This window comes from Lysinibacillus sp. DFXJR4, from assembly GCF_057196045.1.
In genome coordinates this window covers 1,278,741-1,295,923 of sequence record NZ_JBXUNW010000001.1, presented here as the reverse complement: position 1 = coordinate 1,295,923, position 17,183 = coordinate 1,278,741, and the positions used below count along the sequence as shown (strand labels likewise).

The window sequence follows — 17,183 nt, the reverse complement described above, 5'->3', positions numbered from 1 at the left end:
GTGGAACAGATTGAAAAAAAAGAACATTGGATAAAGTCTATTCTCCAATTTACAGGGAGCTCTAAAGTACCACTTGCTTTATCCGTTATCTTGGCCATTATGAGTGTCATAGGCGGGCTAGTTCCATATGTGGCTGTTTATCAAATACTACTGCTTTTAATTGAAAGAACCCAAACAATGCAGCGTCTTCTTTTTTGGATTGCTATTGCAGCTGCTGGGTACATCGCTTTAACAGTATTTCATGCAATTTCTAGTTATTTCTCTCACCGTGCTGCCTATCATATTTTGGAGGAAATTCGTCTGCAACTAGCTGAACGATTAATAAGAGCACCTCTAGGTCATGTTTTAAATCAACCAGTTGGTACGATTAAAAATGTCCTCATTGATCGCGTGGAAACTTTAGAATTGCCATTAGCACATATTATTCCAGAAGGTATCTCAAATCTCTTTCTGCCTATAGGTGTTTTTATCTATATGCTGACGATTGACTATCGACTAGCTCTTGCCTCTCTTATTACAGTTCCAGTTGCACTGATTGTGTATGCCTTTATGATGAGAAATTTCAACACCCAGTATCAACACTATATGGAGGCAAGTAATCATGTAAATAGTGTTATCGTAGAATATGTGGAGGGTATTGAGGTCATTAAAACCTTTAATCAAACAAATGCTTCCTATGAAAAATTCACGAATGCTATTACAGATTTTAAAAATTATACAATGCAATGGTTTCGTGGCACATGGCCATGGATGACATTAGGCAATGCTATTTTACCATCTACCCTTGTCGGTACTCTGCCCATCGGTTTATGGCTATATTATCAGGGTGCTATTAATCCTGCACAATTAATTATTTGCCTTATTTTATCCATGGGGCTTATTTATCCACTTATGAAATTTACTGTTTTTGTCAATGATTTCAAGGCGATTGAATATGCCATTGCTGATACAAAAGCATACTTAAATTTGGAATCACTTCCTATTACAGAAGAAATAATAGCTTTGGAGCATTATGATATTGTCTTCAATGATATTTCGTTTAGCTACAATGATGAGCAGAATGTACTTCACCAACTTTCTTTAACCATTCCTGAAAAAAGCTATACAGCACTTGTTGGCCCTTCTGGAAGTGGAAAATCAACAATTGCCAAGCTATTAGCTCGTTTTTGGGATGTTACTGAAGGCTCCATTACGATTGGACATACCAATATTCAAGATATTCATCCTAATGAGCTGGCAAAAAAGATTAGCTATGTAGCACAGGATAATTTTTTATTTAAAACTAGTCTTTTTGAAAACATTCGAATGGGAAATCCACACGCTAGTGATGAGGAAGTCTATCGTGCCGCACGTTTAGCAAGATGTGATCCGTTTATTGCCCGACTAGAGAACGGCTATGATACTGATTCTGGTGAAGCAGGCAACAAGCTATCTGGTGGGGAAAAGCAACGTATCGCCATAGCACGTGCTATCTTAAAAAACGCTCCAATTATAATACTGGATGAAGCAACAGCGTTTACTGATCCAGAAAATGAAGCAGAAATACAAAAAGCTTTTAACGAGCTAGCGAAAGATAAAACACTCATTGTCATTGCTCATAGATTATCCACGATTAAACATGCTGATCAAATTGTCGTGTTAAAGGATGGCAGTATCCATAAAATTGGCACCCATAACGAATTGCTCGCAACGAATGAACTTTATCAAACATTATGGAAGGCTCATATTGGTTCAAAAGAACATGGACTCCTCTCTGATACGAATCCATCTCAGGAGGTATCTTTAAATGATTAAAATAATAATGAGAATTATCCAGTGGATTGGCCCATACAAAAAACGTTTATACCTTGGATTTATACTGTCGTTTTTGCAGTCTATTTGTATTGCCCTTCCGATTGTTATAACTGCCCATGGTTTGCAAATGATGCTTGATGACTATTATGGAAAAAATGCTTTAGAGATAGATGCAATCTGGTTGCTGTTACTGCTATTATTGCTCACCATTTTCGGTCGTTTTATCTTTGCCTATTTAAAGGCACGTTATCAGGAGAGCATTGGCTATGAAATAACAGCAGATCATCGGATCAAAATGGGACATACCTTGAAAAGGGTCTCACTTGGATTTTTTCAGCAGCATCGGATAGGTGATATTAATAGTACTGTTACCACAGATTTGTCCTTCTTTGAAATGATGGGGATAAAAATGATTGATGTCGTTATCAATGGCTATATTCTAACATGTACAATGATTTTATTTTTATCATTCTATCAGCCAATTATGACTCTCGTAGCAATTAGTGGTATTGTTGTATCGTCTATGTTCCTACGACTATTACAAAGACATAGTCGTAGAAATGCTACCTTCCATCAGCAAAGTCAGCATCAGCTTGTTAGTGCTACTTTAGAGTACTTACGTGGCATGTCTGTTATTAAGAACTTTAATCAGGAAGGTATTGCTTCCCGTAATATACAGGATGCCTTTCGCAATAGCAAGCAAGTTAATATAACTATTCAGAAAGGTTTCGGTGTTTTCAATGTCGGACATCGACTAGCCTTAAAGTTGGCTTCTATATTACTTGTATGTGTTGCCTGTTATTTAGTGATGAATGGAGAAATGACACTTGCGGATATGTTCCTAATTACGTTATTTTCATTTGTCATGTTTGATAGTATAGAGCCCATTAGCGATGCAACACATGTGTTGGAAACGATTAATCATACGCTCAATAAACTTGAAGCCATTGAAAATACCACATTTATTGACGAAGAGGGTCAAGATACCGAGCTAACACAATATGCGATCCACTTTGACCAGGTTTCCTTTGCCTATGATGAAAGACCTATCATTCAGGATGTATCCTTTACCGTTAAGGAAGGTACAACTACAGCGATTGTTGGACCATCTGGCTCTGGAAAAACAACCCTTTGCAATTTGATTGCCCGATTCTATGATGTTGATTCTGGAGAAATCTCTATTGGTGGCACTAACATTCGCTCTATGCAGTTAAACAGTTTATTATCATCGATTAGTATGGTATTTCAAAACGTCTATTTATTTAATGAAACCATTTATAATAATATACTTTTTGGGAATCCGAACGCTTCTAGAGATGATGTTATAGAAGCTGCAAAAAAGGCACAATGCCATGACTTTATTATGTCGCTGGAATATGGCTATGATACGGTTCTTAGTGATGGTGGTTCCTCTTTATCTGGCGGGGAAAAGCAACGAATCTCGATTGCCCGCGCTATTTTGAAAAATGCACCCATTATTATATTAGATGAAGCAACTGCAAGTCTTGACCCAGAAAACGAAACACTTATTCAAGCTGCATTAGAAAAATTAATTCAAGGAAAAACAACCATCATCATTGCCCATCGATTAGCAACAATACAGAATGCCAATCAAATTATTGTTTTAGAAGATGGTCAAATCATTCAACAGGGAACACATCACTCATTAATGAAAGAAAAAGGTGTATATCGTCGCTTTATTGAAATTCGACAGGACGCAGAAAACTGGAATCTTACCACTTGAAAAAATACCAAAAAACAAAAAGTAGTACAGACTATGAATAAATGGTTGTACTACTTTTTTAAAATTTACTATTTCCCCTCCCCTTATTTTCTAGCAAATATTTTATTCTTCTATTAACAAGTTTGTAAATATTGTTAAGTTTTAACATTTATGTTTGAATTACCAATAAATTATGCTACTCTATAAATAGGGTAAAACCTACAAAAATTCCTATAAAAGGATTTTCATTAATGAAAGCCTTGAGGGATAATTTCAAAGGAGTGGTGTTCATGTTAGGTTGTAGTAGTTTAGCGATTCACACAACAGATCAGAAAAATCTATTTGCTCGAACAATGGATTTCACAATGGAACCAGATAGTAAAGTTATCATTGTGCCACGTAATTATGGAATACGACTGCTTGAAAAGGAAGATGTTGTTATAAATAATCAATATGCATTCATTGGGATGGGTAGCACTGATATTTCATCCCCTGTTCTATACGATGGTGTTAATGAAAAGGGCTTAATGGGAGCAATGCTATACTATGCAACATTTGCGACGTATGCAGAGGAGCTTGAGGAAGGTAAAAGAGGCATAAATCCGGTTTATGTAGTATCACAAATTTTAGGTAACTGTGTAACCATTGATGATGTGCTGACAAGATTAGAGGCATTTACACTTATTAATGAAGCCAATGCCATTCTTGGATTCGCTCCTCCTCTGCACTTTACTTTCACAGATGCCTCAGGTGAAACAATTGTAATTGAGCCAGATAAAACAGGAATTACCGTCCACCGTAAGACAATTGGTGTAATGACAAATAGCCCTGGCTATGAATGGCATCAAACGAATCTGCGGGCTTATATTGGTGTTAATCCTTACCCACCAAATGATATTACAATGAGTGATTTAGAGCTAACACCATTTGGACAAGGTGCAGGTGCATTAGGTCTTCCAGGCGATTTCACCCCATCAGCTCGTTTCCTACGTGTTGCTTACTGGAAGAAGTATACGGAAGAAGCGAAAAATGAAGTGGAGGGCGTAACAAACCTATTCCATATCCTTTCTTCTGTTAATATTCCAAAGGGTGTTGTGCTCACAAAGGAAGGAAATACGGATTATACAATTTATACGTCAGCAATGTGCTCACAAAGTAAAAACTATTACTTTAAGCTCTATGATAATAGTAGAATTTCTTCTGTTTCTTTAATGGATGAGAATTTAGATAGCTCAACATTAATTACCTTTGAATGGGAACGTGCACAGGATATAAAGCAACTCAACAAAGTTAATGTTAAAAGCTAATTACTCTTTCGTTCTATAAAACAGGTAAAGGACCAGACTCCATCTGAATGGAGTACCTGGTCCTTTTGATTGGATTAGTTACTGTAAACTTATTCAAGTTTGTTTTTCTTATTACTTATAAAATCGGTGGAAACTAGAATACCAACTATTATAAAGCTTAGGCTAACAAGACGGAAAATCATCTCTAAGCTCATCCATTCTGCTAAAATTCCTAATACAAAGGCGCTAATGCCAACACCAACATCAAAACTAGAAAGGAAAGTTGCATTGGCTGCCCCACTTTTTGCTTCATCTACTTTTTGAACAGTCCATGTTTGTAGGCATGGCATCATTGTTCCATAACCTGCTCCGAATAAAATCGCTGCAATGATCAGCATTAAATTATCTGTGGTATAGGATAACACGACAAGTGATAAAAATCCTAATATGGCTGACACAATGATAATAGACCATGGTCCATTTTTATCAAACCATTTTCCTGTAAATGGTCGTAATAAAGTGGAAACAGTCGCATTGATAAGAAAGAATAAGAAAATATGTTTTATATCCTTTTGTTCCCCATAAAGTACTAAGAAGGTTATAATCGCTCCAAAGCCAAGTGTCGTAATAACGGTCAATAAAGCTTGGAACCTTACATCCTTTTCAAAAATCGCTTCTACAAATCGAAATGACTGCTTCTCATATTTAACAGGAGTAGATGAAGAGACAAATTGAAGTGCTACTATCGCTAACAGACTAAGTATTACTGATGAATAAATTAATATTTGGAAGGAAAAGGTATTATAGATAAGAATACCTATACTCGGTGCAATAATAGCGCCAACTGTTGTTGAAATAGAGAAATACCCCATTCCCTCTCCTAATCTAGCTTTAGGAATTAAATCGACAGCCATTGTACTATTGGCCGTAGTTGATACCCCCCATGCCGCTCCATGGAAAAACCGTAACAATAGGAAAAGCCAAATAATGTTAAGAAAAGGATACAGCATAGTAACGATCAATAAAGTCATACCTGCTCCGATAGCAAGACTTTTTCCTTTATTATCAATCAAATAGTAGCCTACGAAAGGTCTGATTAAAATTGCACCTATCGTAAATATAGTTGTTACCAAGCCTACTTGAATAGAAGAGGCATTTATGCTTAATAAATAGGCTGGTAAAATTGGTAATAACATTTCAAAGCCAATAAAGATTAAAAAATTACTTATAAATAAAAAAAGAAATGATGGTGTAAAAATTTTTTGCTTTTTCATAGTTTGTGTCCTCGCTTCTAATTATTTTCTAAATTAGAAGCGTATCGCACACTGAAACATTCCTAAATTGTCTAAGTTTTTTAAACAACAAGTCTCACCCTTTCTAACACTGTTATATTGAGGGATTACAATAATCTTTGTGACAAACATCTCATCATTGTGTCCATCCCAATTCTTCACCTGTAGAACACAAAAAGACGCCATTAAATCCGGCGTCTAATCATGGCTTTGTATATGCACAAACATTAAAAGTTCTAATTTTAGAGAACAAAGGCAAAAAGCTTCCGGCTATTTTCTATATGAAGTTTACTTAAAAAAGTACAGACTGGTCCCTTTGACAGTAAATCATCAAGTTGTAAATATGTTTTTACTTCTGTTGCAATTCTTCTGAAAACAGTTTCCATGACTTTTTGCCTCCTCTCTCATTATTAATTAATAGTATTAGTATAATTTAATACAAGTTGATGAAAAAAGCAAATTCTCCTTTCAATATTTATTGCCTCTACATGTCATTTTCGAGGAAATAGCCCCCTTATCAAAAATAAGAGAGCTATATATATATTTCAAAATCTATCACTTATCTACAACTGGCTTTAATAGATTTGCTGGAATAAAATCAAAATTCTTATCTCCCACCATCAAATAACCATTGATCTCAATTCCTGATGAATAAAAGACAGTTCCCTTCAATTCTTTTCTAGAGTATCTTGTAATCATTGGACCATTATATAGCTCTGTATCTTCTGTTAATATATAGGAGCCTTCATTTCTTGTTATCTTTTCAAAAATTCGAATATCAGTGCTATCAAAAATACCGGTATTAATTACAGGTCCTCCTTCAATATCTCCTGCACAATAATGGCGATATAATTTGCCCTTCTCAATAGAAACTAGTAATGATGCTGGAATACAAACCTCTTCACGTTTTCCAACTTTTAAATACTCACCATATTTGATGTAGGAATATGGATATCCAGGATTTTCAACACCAAGATGATTAATCATGACCAATGCCGGATTGTTATAGAAAGATGTACGAATATCGATTGGTACTTCTTTGAAAACTACCAAATCCGTTGCTTGTACCCGATATTGCCCCATTTGATAAAATGTTTTGCCATCATATTTCTCAATATCATACGTTTTAAAGAAATTATTGCGCTTAACCATCAACGAATCAAATGTGCCATCTGGATTTTTCTTGTATACCTTGATGTCTTTTTTAAAGGTCATTTTTCCAGTTTGACCTTTCACAACTTCTGCTCCATCATACATCACTTTTGCTTCTGAATTTGTTGGACTTACTACTGCAAATAAAAATGCTGCTAGTAACACAATAAATGATTTTTTCATTATTCTCCTCCTACTCAGGTTTAATTTTGGAAAAATTAATTTCTGAATATACTACTGATTTTAATGGAAATATAGCGATGTAAAAAATCAATAATTTCAGAGTATTTAATATAATTTTCCCTCACTTCTTGTCCTCACCAAGCTAAAACAAATACAACTAACCACTCATTCTTTATAGTATCTATTAGTTTTGAATCAATTAATAAATCAAGTATTCATTAATTATTTGTATTCCAAAACCCAATACTTTTCTCCAGGTTTCCCTTCTTCAACAACTTTCCTCCAACCCTTATTTTCATAGAATTTGAGTGCCTTATAATTTTCTGACACACATTTCAAACTTAATGGTGTATTCATTTTATTGATGGAGGCATTCAATAATAAACCACCAACACCCTTACCAGAGCAAGTAGGATCAACAAAAAGACAATGTATAAAGTTATCTGCTAAGTATAGTGCCGCAAACCCTAGAATTTTACCGTCTTCCTCAACTAAAATTACATAATCTTCAGTTGTATCATTATCAAAATCCTCTAATGTCAATTCCTCTGCATTTTCCCAATGGAAGTTTTTGCGGCGTGATTCCAGATAAATGCGCCTTAAATCAGGATAATCTAATTCATTTGCTTCTCTAATATTCATCATATCACCCTCCAATTCTATTAAAATATAACATAAACCCCATCTATCAACTTATTTTTTTTAAATTGAAATCAAAATTTTATTTCTTTCACTAAACCCTGGAACAGAGGTACTACCTAAATGATATATATCTATGATTTTATTCCCAAAAATAAGATTCAGTTCTTCAACCTCTTACATAAACATTGGAATCCATTTCTCATAGTACGAACTTACTTCTACCTTTCGTAAATTATCCCCTCTAAATCATTTTTTTATTTTATCTCACTTGATTTAATAAATTTCTTAAACAACTATTCTGCACCGTTCGTATTATAAGGTCAGCCAGATATTTCTGGTTGACCATTTTTTATATAGTTTTATTATAGCAGTAGCCAGGGTAGAACGTATCTGCACGTGGGGCTTGACCCCGTCAACTAAACCGTTCGCCCCCTACTTGCAGAAACATGATTGAGGCTGGTTGGGACTTAGATCTCGTATAACAAGCGAAGCTATGACACTGCATGGAGGATTAGGGGTAACTGGCAAACTATGATTTAGGAGGAGATTAATAATGAATCCAGTCGTTGGTCTGGATATTTCAAAAGGAGAAAGTCAGATTCAAGCATTCTTAGATAAAGGCAAACCATATCGTAAAAGTTTTAAGGTGACTCATACTTTAGAAGGTCTTAATGACCTTGCTATATTTTTTAGAGGATGTAAAAAACGAGGCTGGTATGAAGCCTACAATCATTTTAGAAGCCACAGGACATTATGGTGCTCCTGTCATACATCATTTAGAAGAACGAGGATATTTATTGATTATTATTAATCCGTTAATTTCTTATAAGGCAAGAGGATCGAGTTTGAGAAAAGTAAAAACGGATGCCATTGATGCCTATCTACTTTGTGAATTGTTCTATAAAGAGGTATTAGAGCCATATAAAAAGCGTGGTGTACAGTTATTAAATCTTCGTAACCTTACAAGACAACATGAAAATATAACTGGCGTAATGATTCAAACTAAGTTGCAATTTCAGGCAGTCCTTGAACAGGTATTTCCTGAATATAAAGGGGTATTCGGAGATTTATATTCTAATGTTTCACTATTAACTCTTTCAGAGTTCCCTTCTTCAGAAGATATTTTGAAAGCAAGTGAGGAATCCATTACAGACAAAATATATGAACTATGTAAGAGTAGGTCCATTAGATGGGCAAATGAAAAAGCCTTACATCTAAAAGCCGCTGCAGCTCGTAATCCTTTTGAAAAAACAGTTTACCAGAGTCATATTTTAAGTCTTGATATGTATATCAAGATCCTTCTTCAATACAAAGAGCATCTATCAAAGTTAGAGTCAGAAATAAATGCCCTCGCTAAAGAAATTGAAGAATATAGTATTATCAAATCTATCCCAGGTATCGGTGAAAAAATCGCTGCAACGATTATTTCTGAGATTGGTGAAATAGATCGATTTAACACCCCTAAAAAGCTTGTGGCTTTCGCTGGAGTTGACCCAAGTGTTTTCGAATCAGGTAAATTTTCAGCGACCAAAAATCGAATTGCAAAACGAGGTTCAAGCAGACTTCGTCATGCCTTGTTCATGGTTGTTCGTTGTGCAATACGAGATTGCAGGAAAACTAAAACAGACGATACAATCATTCCTCGAAACAAGAAATTACGTGAATTTTACGATAAAAAACGTGACGAATGAAAACCTTTCAAAGTAGCAATGATAGCTTGTATTAATAAACTATTACATTGGATTTTTGCCTTATTAAAAAACAAATCTGCGTACCAAGATTTAGCTTGATAAGTAAGTACAGCTAAATCGAACAAAACCTTCCAAAAACAAACTTTAGGAAGGTTATTTGTCAAGCACTTTTTAGTATAGCACTCTCCTATTAAACTTTTAACAGAAAATTATTGACAAACTATTAGCTGGTTTAGTTTATTAGTACACATTATTTAAGCAACGTTTGAAGAGTTATTAACAAAGGTGTACACGATTAGTGTACACTGGAATTATTAGTTGGGTTTATTTAATGTTCAATCTTTATTAGAAATCATTTCACAGAATTTCAAAGAACAATATTATTGCAATAATGTATTTTTATAGTTAGTTTTAAGTATTGCCATAATAATTTCATCCGAATAATTGCCATTGTAATATAACGATTCACGCAAGACGCCTTCTTTTACAAAGCCAACCTTCTCATAGGCTCTTATTCCTCGCAAATTATGGTCAAATACTTCTAACTGAAGACGATTTAAATGTAGTTCCTCAAAAACAAATTGTAATACAATCTTAATAGCCTCTGATCCATATCCTTTGCCAGTTAGCTCAATCGAGCTCATAGAAATTCTAAATCCTGCTTTTTTATTGTCTTCTTCAATATCTAAAATAGATAGTTCACCTATCATCTGGTCATTTTCTTTTAAACAGATTGCAAAATCATAACGTGATGAATCATTATTTATCTTTTTAATATGGGCTTTAATCTGATCTAATGTAAAGTTAGGTTTCGTTCCTGTCATATATCGAATTTCTTCTTCTGTAGTAATTCCAAGTATAACAGGTGCATCTAATTCTTGAAGGGTGCGCAAATAAATTCTTTTACTTTCTAAGTTCATATTAAATTCTCCTCAAATTATTATTTAGTATTGATTCCTACTTCCATATTACATTAATCTTGTAATGCTTCGATATGCCTAAAACAATTAATAAATGTTTTATACCTACTAAAAAAATTCGCTATTTAGTTGCCATTTAACTTGAACTGAAAAAAAAAACTAGAACATTGATGTAACAATGCTCCAGAAGGGAAGACAATTCTTGACGACCATTAAGAATTATTTTTTATTTTGATGGGTAAGTTTAATCAAGATTTTCATCATTTCCTCGATCAATCTTTTTTGAGTAAACAATTTTTTTTATGGTTTCAATTGAGAGACAATATTCAACAGCTAATTGTTGAATACTTATTCCATTGTTAAAAGACGCTTTGATATTACTGTTTCGGTGGTCAATGAGCTGCTTTCCACCACTTACAGTTCCCCATTTTTGATAGTTTGTTTCTTGTTTAGGTATGTACAGATTTTCTCCTTGGACATACTGTTGTATTTCTAGTAATAACTTCTCAGGTAAAACTTTTGAGGCATTTACATATTTCAATCTTGCTCGCTCCCTATTTTAAATTAGAATAAATAAGGTGCAAAGCCAAAATATTAGTTCAGTTTAGTTTGTATGGCGATAAAACTAAATATTTAACCCCATGCAAAGTATCGCTCTTCTAATAATTAGCTTTGCATGAGTGTGAGAATTTGTTCCAGATAATCTTAAATGATTTTTCATGTCTAAACTCCTCCTTTTAATTATCTATTATAACAATATGTACCATTATGAATGAAATAGTAGCTTTTAGATATTTTTATGTGTTAACCCTAATATAGAGTAGATTTACAAAAATATGCTATTTAAATATAAAAATTTCTCTCTATTTTTTAATGGCTAACCTTTATTAAATTTCATTAACCATTCAGCCAATTATCTTACGATGATTCACCATACACTGTTGATTGTGTATGCCTTCTTTTAACCGGTTATAGAAAGATACTGACGTTTTTATATGGTGTTTCTTCTATAATGTGATGTTTTACTAGGCTTCAATTTAGTACGCCTTACAGCTTTACAATCAGATTGACCTTGAAATCCGATAAAAGATGATGATGGAACTCCCTTAAATTTTATCTTTACAAATTTATGGTCAGTCGGAATGTAAATTTTAAGATCATCCAGGAGCAACTAGGTCACTCTGATATAAAAATACAATCAACCATATAGTCATTTAACCAAAAGGATAAAAATGATGCAAGCGACCATTTCGATGATTTAAATTAATTAGTCACTTGCTCAATTTTTCATTTTATATCTGCTCACATAATTCCCTAAAATTACACCCACGACAATGCCATTTTTCAAGTGTTTGATCAAAATCCTCGATGTCTAGAGGCTCATTTGAAAAAATATCAGCTTGGTACTTTTTCATTTCCAAGACACTACGCTGAAAAATATACAAAATATTATCCATATCGATGTTAGTAAATACATATTTCTTGCGTTTTCCTGTTAATAAGTATTCGTTATATACCTCGATTTGTTCAAGTGATACACGGTATTTTTGCTGTACATAATAGGCATAGAGCGCTAATTGCTGACGGTCATCGTCAGACTCACTCCCCGTCTTCCAATCGACAATCACCCACTTATCCGTAAGCTCATCATAGTAATGGAAATCCATTACGACAAATACTTGGATATCGTCTATTTTCATGGAGCGAAATTGTTCAGGCTCACCAATACGTAGAGAGCCTTTTTGTGCTGTAATTTGCCGGAATGTTTCACTCATCAGAAAATGGTTAAAGACAAGCCGTAAACGTTCTTTATAGTCCTGAATAAGTTCAGGATTAAGCTTCCCATTATAGTAGATTTCCTGCATCATATAATACTTTGTGGGCTTTTGTCTCCATAATTCAGAATGGCGTGTAGAGTCAATAAAAGCTGCATTAAGCTGGCCCCGTGCCCAATGTATCAGCTCCTCTACAGTTGGCGCCTTTCCTGTTTGTAAATAATCATTAATTGCCTGCTCGATATACCGGTGGACAATTTGCCCAAATAAAATCGGCATGGATTGTAGCTTTTTTAGGCGATAGACATGTTGATGAAAAGGCTCTACATTGTAGCTTAGCCAGCCATTATGTGAAAAATAATAGTCATAGCCATATTTTCGTGCACAGCTGGTTAAGGTTTTATGACGAGAAAGTGACCACGAAAAGGTTGGGTATGGTGTAATGTCGAACATATGAATCGCCTCCTTAGAGCTGTTTCATAAAATCATAGACAAGCTGTAATATTAATACAATGGTTACAATACGCAGCAACAGCTTTACTTGTTTGGCATTGACCTTCCGAGCAAGGACAATACCAATCTGGGCGCCAATCGTTGAACCGATCATTAAAATAAGTGTTAGTGGCCATTCGATTTTTCCTGTGGCAATATACGTTATCGCTGCACCAGAGCACATGGCAAAAACGCCAACACGTGATAGCCCTACCGCTTTTATATAAGATAATTTCTCATGGGCATATGTATAAAGTGCCAGTGTACTACTCCCTGGACCAAACATTCCATCATAAAAACCAACACCCAGTAGAATCGGACCATTTTTACGATTCATAATAAAGTGCTCCCTATCGCCAAAGTCAGCCCCGCCGATAAATGACATAATCAAGGCAAACCCTAATAAAATAATGGCGATAAGCGTCAATGCCTGACTGTCCATTAATGATGCAAATAAGCCACCAAGTGTCCCTCCAATCAGCGATACCAGTAAAACGGAGCGCATTTCTGACCACGCCAATTCTTTTCTTCTATAAATTGTATAAAAGCTGGAAAAAGCACTTACCATATTAGACACCTTATTAGCGCCAATCGCTGAATGGACGGGCACTCCCATTAGCATCATGGTCGGTAGGGTTATCAATCCTCCACCTCCGACCAATGTGCCAATAACATTACCAGCAATTCCAATGCTTAAAAATAATAAGTATTCCATGTAATCCTTCTTTCTGTACCACACATGTTGTCATTCTATGATACAGTATAACAGAATGCTATTTTGAATGACGAAAAGCGAGGTGAATCAATGCACGGGCAACAAAAAACACCTACGCCACGTTTTTGTATGCAACTAACATGGATTGTCGGCACTATTTTTCTTGCGGGTGTTACTGCAACGCTTATTCAATATCATAAGCTGCCAGGTTCAATACCCGTTTTACAAAGCTTTACAAGTGAACATGCACAGTTTGGTCCAAAAATCGCTATTTTTTATTTACCTTTTGTTGCACTTATGCTATTTTTGCTACTACATTACTTAGAGGTCAGGGCTGCCTACCCAGTTTTACGTAAAAATAAACCGACTCTTTCCCATGGTCAGAGACAAAATGGAATTTTAACGTTTTGTCTCATTAAAAATAGTATCTTACTATACTTTACGTACTCACTTTTCAACGACTTAACGGTTGCATTAGGCCATAATCGTATTTTACAGCAATGGCATGCCTATCTTTTTCTAGTTTTATTAAGCCTAATATTTATCGTAGGCATCATACGTGGTGTTTTACTAGGAAAAAAAATTTAACAGTTTACCATTGAAAAAACACCTCATTGTTGATGTACTCAACAAAAGGTGTTTTTGAATTACTAGGATTAATAGGTCATGATCACAAAAACAAGTGCAACAGTAATAATACAGATTTTTATGGTTTCTACTTTATAGATAGCATAATGCTTGATGTCTCGTTTGAGATTATACCAAATGATGACACCATAGAAAACGGCGAGCACAAGCATCAATGGCTTATATAAAGGGCCCACCCAAGTTGCCCAAGCAAAGATACCGAAAACTACTGATAGGATTAATAGTAATAGCCACCATTTTTGCTTAGGTGGTTTATAATTATCTAATTTACGCCGTTTATAGTAGGAGGCTGAGAATAAATTGACTATGATGACGACAAGAGGCAGGATTAAAAACCAGGGTTTTGTATTTACACTATATAATAATCGAAATACTTCGCCATACATATCTGATGTTCCCACAAAAAACTGCCCACTATCAATATTTAGCATGCCTGTATCAGAAATCTGGTAGTGCTCCTCTTGATTATCCCTTACAACGACTACATCTGTAATATAATTACCTAGCCTACCATCTCCCTCTTCAACATAATGTGTAAGGTCTTGAAAAAAGTTATAGATTTTTCTATCGTTAACCCTTTCCACTGATGTATACAAGTCTGAACCTCGTGCAAAGAATTTCCCTTCTTCTCCTCCAAAATACTTATATATCGTTTGAATGGATTGATTGGCGCTCTGTGGTAATGGAGAATTTTGTGGTAATAGGATTAAAAATAGAGCAATCATAGCCGTTGTTAATAATAAAACACCTTCCTTCCAGATTGTTAACCCCTTTTTCTTCTTGTGCTGAATACGCTCATAAATACGCGACTTTACAGCCTGATCCTCTGGTAAATTATTGAGTTTCTTTAGTCGATTGTTCAAATCCAAATTCGTCACCTCCCAATATTTTCTCTAATGCTTTTAGTGCATTTCGCTGTGTATTTGCTACTTTTACTGTAGACCACCCTAAAATTTCACAGGTTTCAGCTAATGTCAGTTCTTCAATTTTTCTGTATATCACTACTTCACGATACGCTGGCTTTAATAATTGGATGGCTTCATAGAGCAATCGACGATCCTCAGACTGGATAATCCATTCATGTGGCACATAATGTGTCTCTCGTTCCTCATGACTTTTTTGAAATGGTAGCCATTTAATTAACGCTTTTTTTCTATACGAATCATAGACCATATTTCGTGCGATTTTTCTGATATAAGTACCTAAAGCAGCCTCATTTCGAAATTGTCCTTTATAAACCCGCAGAAATGTTTCCTGTGTTAAATCCTCTGCTAAACTAGAATCTGAAACCATATAATAAATAAATTGATAAATACGTTGAAAATATTGTTCATATAATTCATCAAATTCCATCTTTTCACCTCTCTTACATCGTTCAACTGGCGATTTCTACTACATTTTTTAAGCTTCACTATAATAGACGAAGCAGACAGCATAATTTGTATAAATTTTTTTATTGCAAGAAAAATAAGCTACCTGATGCCAATTAGCGTCAAGTAGCTTAGATTCTTTTTTACATTTTCTTTTGCATCTCTTTAAATGAATGGGTTAATGCATATTTTTGTACACCGCGTGCCAGATTAATGCTTTCTGTCTGATACTGCTGAAATGCGTCTTCATTTTTTATGGTATATGCATAAATCGCTTCAATCGCTGGCTGCATCCATGGCTGTGTAAGCTTAGCACTTCGCATATCTGCTGTTCGTCCTTCAAGAGCAGCGATATAACATTTTGCATAGCTTGCTAATGGCTCTTTATTTATTTTATCTGCTGCATCCTTTGCTTCCTCTATATTCTCTTCCATGATAGCTTTTATAAATACATAATTGTACTTCACTGCTGGCTGCTTATACTTCTTAATAACCACATCTAATGACTGTAACTGATCTTCCTTTGTTTCATAAGCTACTGCATAAAGATAAGCAAAAAATGGCTCTTTTTTGCGATCTTTCACAAGCTTATCTACCGACTGCATATTATTTGTTCGAAATAAAATATGTATTTGTCTATATATTATTGCTAGTACAATAAGCGCAAATATAGCAAGTGAGATTGATAGACGAACGCCTGCTAGTGATAGCATCATTGCTAGTATAATAATAACCAAATAAAAAAGGGTAAGTTTTACAAGCCTCATATAATCCTCCTACTGTAGTTTCCTTCGCATTTTTCGAGAAAAGATATAGCCCGCTCCAATAAAGAATACAAGTGCCATAAACTTCATGATCGGAATGATAAATAATTTGCTAATGATGAAAACCACCAAAATATAATAAACGACCATCGCCAGCAAAAATAAAGTCAACTTATTCATCTTGCATCCTACTCTCTTTCAATGCCGCTTCAATTGCCGCAAGTGCTTTCGGACCCATACCATGTAAATGCTTTAACGTTGATAAATCCACCTTTTGCAATTGCTCTAATTGAGTATATCCGGCTGCATTTAATGCTCGTATAGCAGGCTTCGCTACACCCTTTGGCCATTCTGTCATTTATGCTCGCCCCTTCCTTTTTCGACTGTTAAATATCTCTGTACCTATAATGCCTATCAACAGTATAACGATGGATGCAACATGATAATCAACAAAAAAAGAAGTAAACGCTATTTGAAAGTAATGGAGTATTACCGTAAGAATACGTCCTCCCATTAAAACTAAACCAATAATTAAGCAAGCCTTTACTATTTGTTCGATAAATTTCACTTCTAACACCTCTAAGCTATTATGCAATTGAAAAGGATGAAATGCAAATTAGTCAATATGCTTTACATATAGAAAATACTCATTAGATGTTGCTATCAGCAAATTCTAAAAAAGATGAAAGGAGTATATTTGTTTTATTTCCTAAAATGTATTTTAAAAAGTTAAAAG

The 17,183-nt window shown here is 34.7% G+C and carries 17 protein-coding genes and 1 pseudogene; 5 read left to right on the top strand and 13 right to left on the bottom strand.

What is annotated here, in order from left to right; all coding sequences use genetic code 11:
- From AC2CGN_RS06595 to AC2CGN_RS06585, 3 genes are all read left to right on the top strand, one after another.
- The gene (locus tag AC2CGN_RS06595; protein ID WP_484512786.1) at window positions 1–1,794 is read left to right on the top strand and encodes an ABC transporter ATP-binding protein; all 1,794 of its coding nucleotides are present in this window, start codon (window positions 1–3) and stop codon (window positions 1,792–1,794) included.
- A complete protein-coding gene (locus AC2CGN_RS06590; protein ID WP_484512784.1) occupies window positions 1,787–3,538 on the top strand; it encodes an ABC transporter ATP-binding protein in 1,752 nt (583 codons plus the stop codon). The genes AC2CGN_RS06595 and AC2CGN_RS06590 overlap by 8 nt, the downstream gene beginning before the upstream one ends.
- A 269-nt stretch (window positions 3,539–3,807) precedes the next feature.
- Entirely contained in the window at window positions 3,808–4,824 is a 1,017-nt protein-coding gene (locus AC2CGN_RS06585; RefSeq protein ID WP_283872150.1) for a linear amide C-N hydrolase, read from the top strand.
- Between the two features lie 89 nt (window positions 4,825–4,913).
- On the opposite strand, the gene AC2CGN_RS06580 is transcribed toward AC2CGN_RS06585, so the two are convergent.
- From AC2CGN_RS06580 to AC2CGN_RS06565, 4 genes are all read right to left on the bottom strand, one after another.
- Complete coding sequence (locus AC2CGN_RS06580) at window positions 4,914–6,077, bottom strand: MFS transporter (RefSeq protein ID WP_429981473.1); 1,164 nt, start codon at window positions 6,075–6,077, stop codon at window positions 4,914–4,916.
- 260 nt (window positions 6,078–6,337) lie between these two features.
- Window positions 6,338–6,481 (bottom strand): hypothetical protein, encoded by a 144-nt coding sequence (locus AC2CGN_RS06575; protein WP_429981472.1) that lies wholly within the window; start codon window positions 6,479–6,481, stop codon window positions 6,338–6,340.
- A 169-nt stretch (window positions 6,482–6,650) separates the two neighbouring features.
- Entirely contained in the window at window positions 6,651–7,430 is a 780-nt protein-coding gene (locus tag AC2CGN_RS06570; RefSeq protein WP_484512783.1) for a hypothetical protein, read from the bottom strand.
- 222 nt (window positions 7,431–7,652) lie between these two features.
- Complete coding sequence (locus AC2CGN_RS06565) at window positions 7,653–8,072, bottom strand: GNAT family N-acetyltransferase (RefSeq protein ID WP_429981470.1); 420 nt, start codon at window positions 8,070–8,072, stop codon at window positions 7,653–7,655.
- A gap of 553 nt (window positions 8,073–8,625) precedes the next feature.
- On the opposite strand from AC2CGN_RS06565, the pseudogene AC2CGN_RS06560 reads away from it, so the two are divergent.
- A pseudogene (locus AC2CGN_RS06560) lies at window positions 8,626–9,862 on the top strand (IS110 family RNA-guided transposase).
- A gap of 281 nt (window positions 9,863–10,143) precedes the next feature.
- Here AC2CGN_RS06560 and AC2CGN_RS06555 read toward each other — a convergent pair.
- The 4 genes from AC2CGN_RS06555 to AC2CGN_RS06540 all read right to left on the bottom strand — a co-directional run bounded on the left by AC2CGN_RS06555 (window position 10,144) and on the right by AC2CGN_RS06540 (window position 13,665).
- Window positions 10,144–10,683 (bottom strand): GNAT family N-acetyltransferase, encoded by a 540-nt coding sequence (locus AC2CGN_RS06555; protein WP_283872141.1) that lies wholly within the window; start codon window positions 10,681–10,683, stop codon window positions 10,144–10,146.
- A gap of 244 nt (window positions 10,684–10,927) precedes the next feature.
- Complete coding sequence (locus AC2CGN_RS06550; RefSeq protein WP_283872140.1) at window positions 10,928–11,224, bottom strand: CD3324 family protein; 297 nt, start codon at window positions 11,222–11,224, stop codon at window positions 10,928–10,930.
- A 751-nt stretch (window positions 11,225–11,975) separates the two neighbouring features.
- A complete protein-coding gene (locus tag AC2CGN_RS06545) occupies window positions 11,976–12,911 on the bottom strand; it encodes a PD-(D/E)XK nuclease family protein (protein WP_484512781.1) in 936 nt (311 codons plus the stop codon).
- A 13-nt stretch (window positions 12,912–12,924) separates the two neighbouring features.
- On the bottom strand, window positions 12,925–13,665 hold the full coding sequence (locus AC2CGN_RS06540) for a sulfite exporter TauE/SafE family protein (RefSeq protein ID WP_286926789.1): 741 nt from the start codon (window positions 13,663–13,665) through the stop codon (window positions 12,925–12,927).
- Between the two features lie 90 nt (window positions 13,666–13,755).
- Here AC2CGN_RS06540 and AC2CGN_RS06535 point away from each other — a divergent pair, with 90 nt between their 5' ends.
- On the top strand, window positions 13,756–14,253 hold the full coding sequence (locus tag AC2CGN_RS06535; RefSeq protein ID WP_429981466.1) for a DUF1648 domain-containing protein: 498 nt from the start codon (window positions 13,756–13,758) through the stop codon (window positions 14,251–14,253).
- 68 nt (window positions 14,254–14,321) lie between these two features.
- On the opposite strand, the gene AC2CGN_RS06530 is transcribed toward AC2CGN_RS06535, so the two are convergent.
- The 5 genes from AC2CGN_RS06530 to AC2CGN_RS06510 form a co-directional block, all read right to left on the bottom strand.
- Entirely contained in the window at window positions 14,322–15,182 is an 861-nt protein-coding gene (locus AC2CGN_RS06530; RefSeq protein WP_484512778.1) for a hypothetical protein, read from the bottom strand.
- Complete coding sequence (locus AC2CGN_RS06525) at window positions 15,148–15,666, bottom strand: RNA polymerase sigma factor (RefSeq protein ID WP_429987102.1); 519 nt, start codon at window positions 15,664–15,666, stop codon at window positions 15,148–15,150. Before AC2CGN_RS06525 ends, AC2CGN_RS06530 begins: the two co-directional genes overlap by 35 nt.
- A 160-nt stretch (window positions 15,667–15,826) precedes the next feature.
- Window positions 15,827–16,450, bottom strand: coding sequence for a hypothetical protein (locus AC2CGN_RS06520; RefSeq protein ID WP_484512776.1), 624 nt, complete (start codon window positions 16,448–16,450; stop codon window positions 15,827–15,829).
- A 169-nt stretch (window positions 16,451–16,619) separates the two neighbouring features.
- Window positions 16,620–16,805 (bottom strand): helix-hairpin-helix domain-containing protein, encoded by a 186-nt coding sequence (locus AC2CGN_RS06515; RefSeq protein ID WP_429985130.1) that lies wholly within the window; start codon window positions 16,803–16,805, stop codon window positions 16,620–16,622.
- Window positions 16,806–17,015 carry a hypothetical protein gene (locus AC2CGN_RS06510; RefSeq protein WP_054772066.1) on the bottom strand — a complete coding sequence of 70 codons (210 nt, stop codon included), beginning with the start codon at window positions 17,013–17,015 and terminating at the stop codon, window positions 16,806–16,808. It abuts the gene before it with no gap.
- Window positions 17,016–17,183: the final 168 nt, after the last annotated feature.

Coding starts and splice junctions, on each gene's coding strand:
- AC2CGN_RS06545 (WP_484512781.1), bottom strand. CDS start 12,911: ATGTTCGACATTACACCATACCCAACCTTTTCGTGGTCACTTTCTCGT.
- AC2CGN_RS06570 (WP_484512783.1), bottom strand. CDS start 7,430: ATGAAAAAATCATTTATTGTGTTACTAGCAGCATTTTTATTTGCAGTA.
- AC2CGN_RS06590 (WP_484512784.1), top strand. CDS start 1,787: ATGATTAAAATAATAATGAGAATTATCCAGTGGATTGGCCCATACAAA.
- AC2CGN_RS06565 (WP_429981470.1), bottom strand. CDS start 8,072: ATGAATATTAGAGAAGCAAATGAATTAGATTATCCTGATTTAAGGCGC.
- AC2CGN_RS06525 (WP_429987102.1), bottom strand. CDS start 15,666: ATGGAATTTGATGAATTATATGAACAATATTTTCAACGTATTTATCAA.
- AC2CGN_RS06515 (WP_429985130.1), bottom strand. CDS start 16,805: ATGACAGAATGGCCAAAGGGTGTAGCGAAGCCTGCTATACGAGCATTA.
- AC2CGN_RS06580 (WP_429981473.1), bottom strand. CDS start 6,077: ATGAAAAAGCAAAAAATTTTTACACCATCATTTCTTTTTTTATTTATA.
- AC2CGN_RS06540 (WP_286926789.1), bottom strand. CDS start 13,665: ATGGAATACTTATTATTTTTAAGCATTGGAATTGCTGGTAATGTTATT.
- AC2CGN_RS06555 (WP_283872141.1), bottom strand. CDS start 10,683: ATGAACTTAGAAAGTAAAAGAATTTATTTGCGCACCCTTCAAGAATTA.
- AC2CGN_RS06520 (WP_484512776.1), bottom strand. CDS start 16,450: ATGAGGCTTGTAAAACTTACCCTTTTTTATTTGGTTATTATTATACTA.
- AC2CGN_RS06585 (WP_283872150.1), top strand. CDS start 3,808: ATGTTAGGTTGTAGTAGTTTAGCGATTCACACAACAGATCAGAAAAAT.
- AC2CGN_RS06535 (WP_429981466.1), top strand. CDS start 13,756: ATGCACGGGCAACAAAAAACACCTACGCCACGTTTTTGTATGCAACTA.
- AC2CGN_RS06575 (WP_429981472.1), bottom strand. CDS start 6,481: ATGGAAACTGTTTTCAGAAGAATTGCAACAGAAGTAAAAACATATTTA.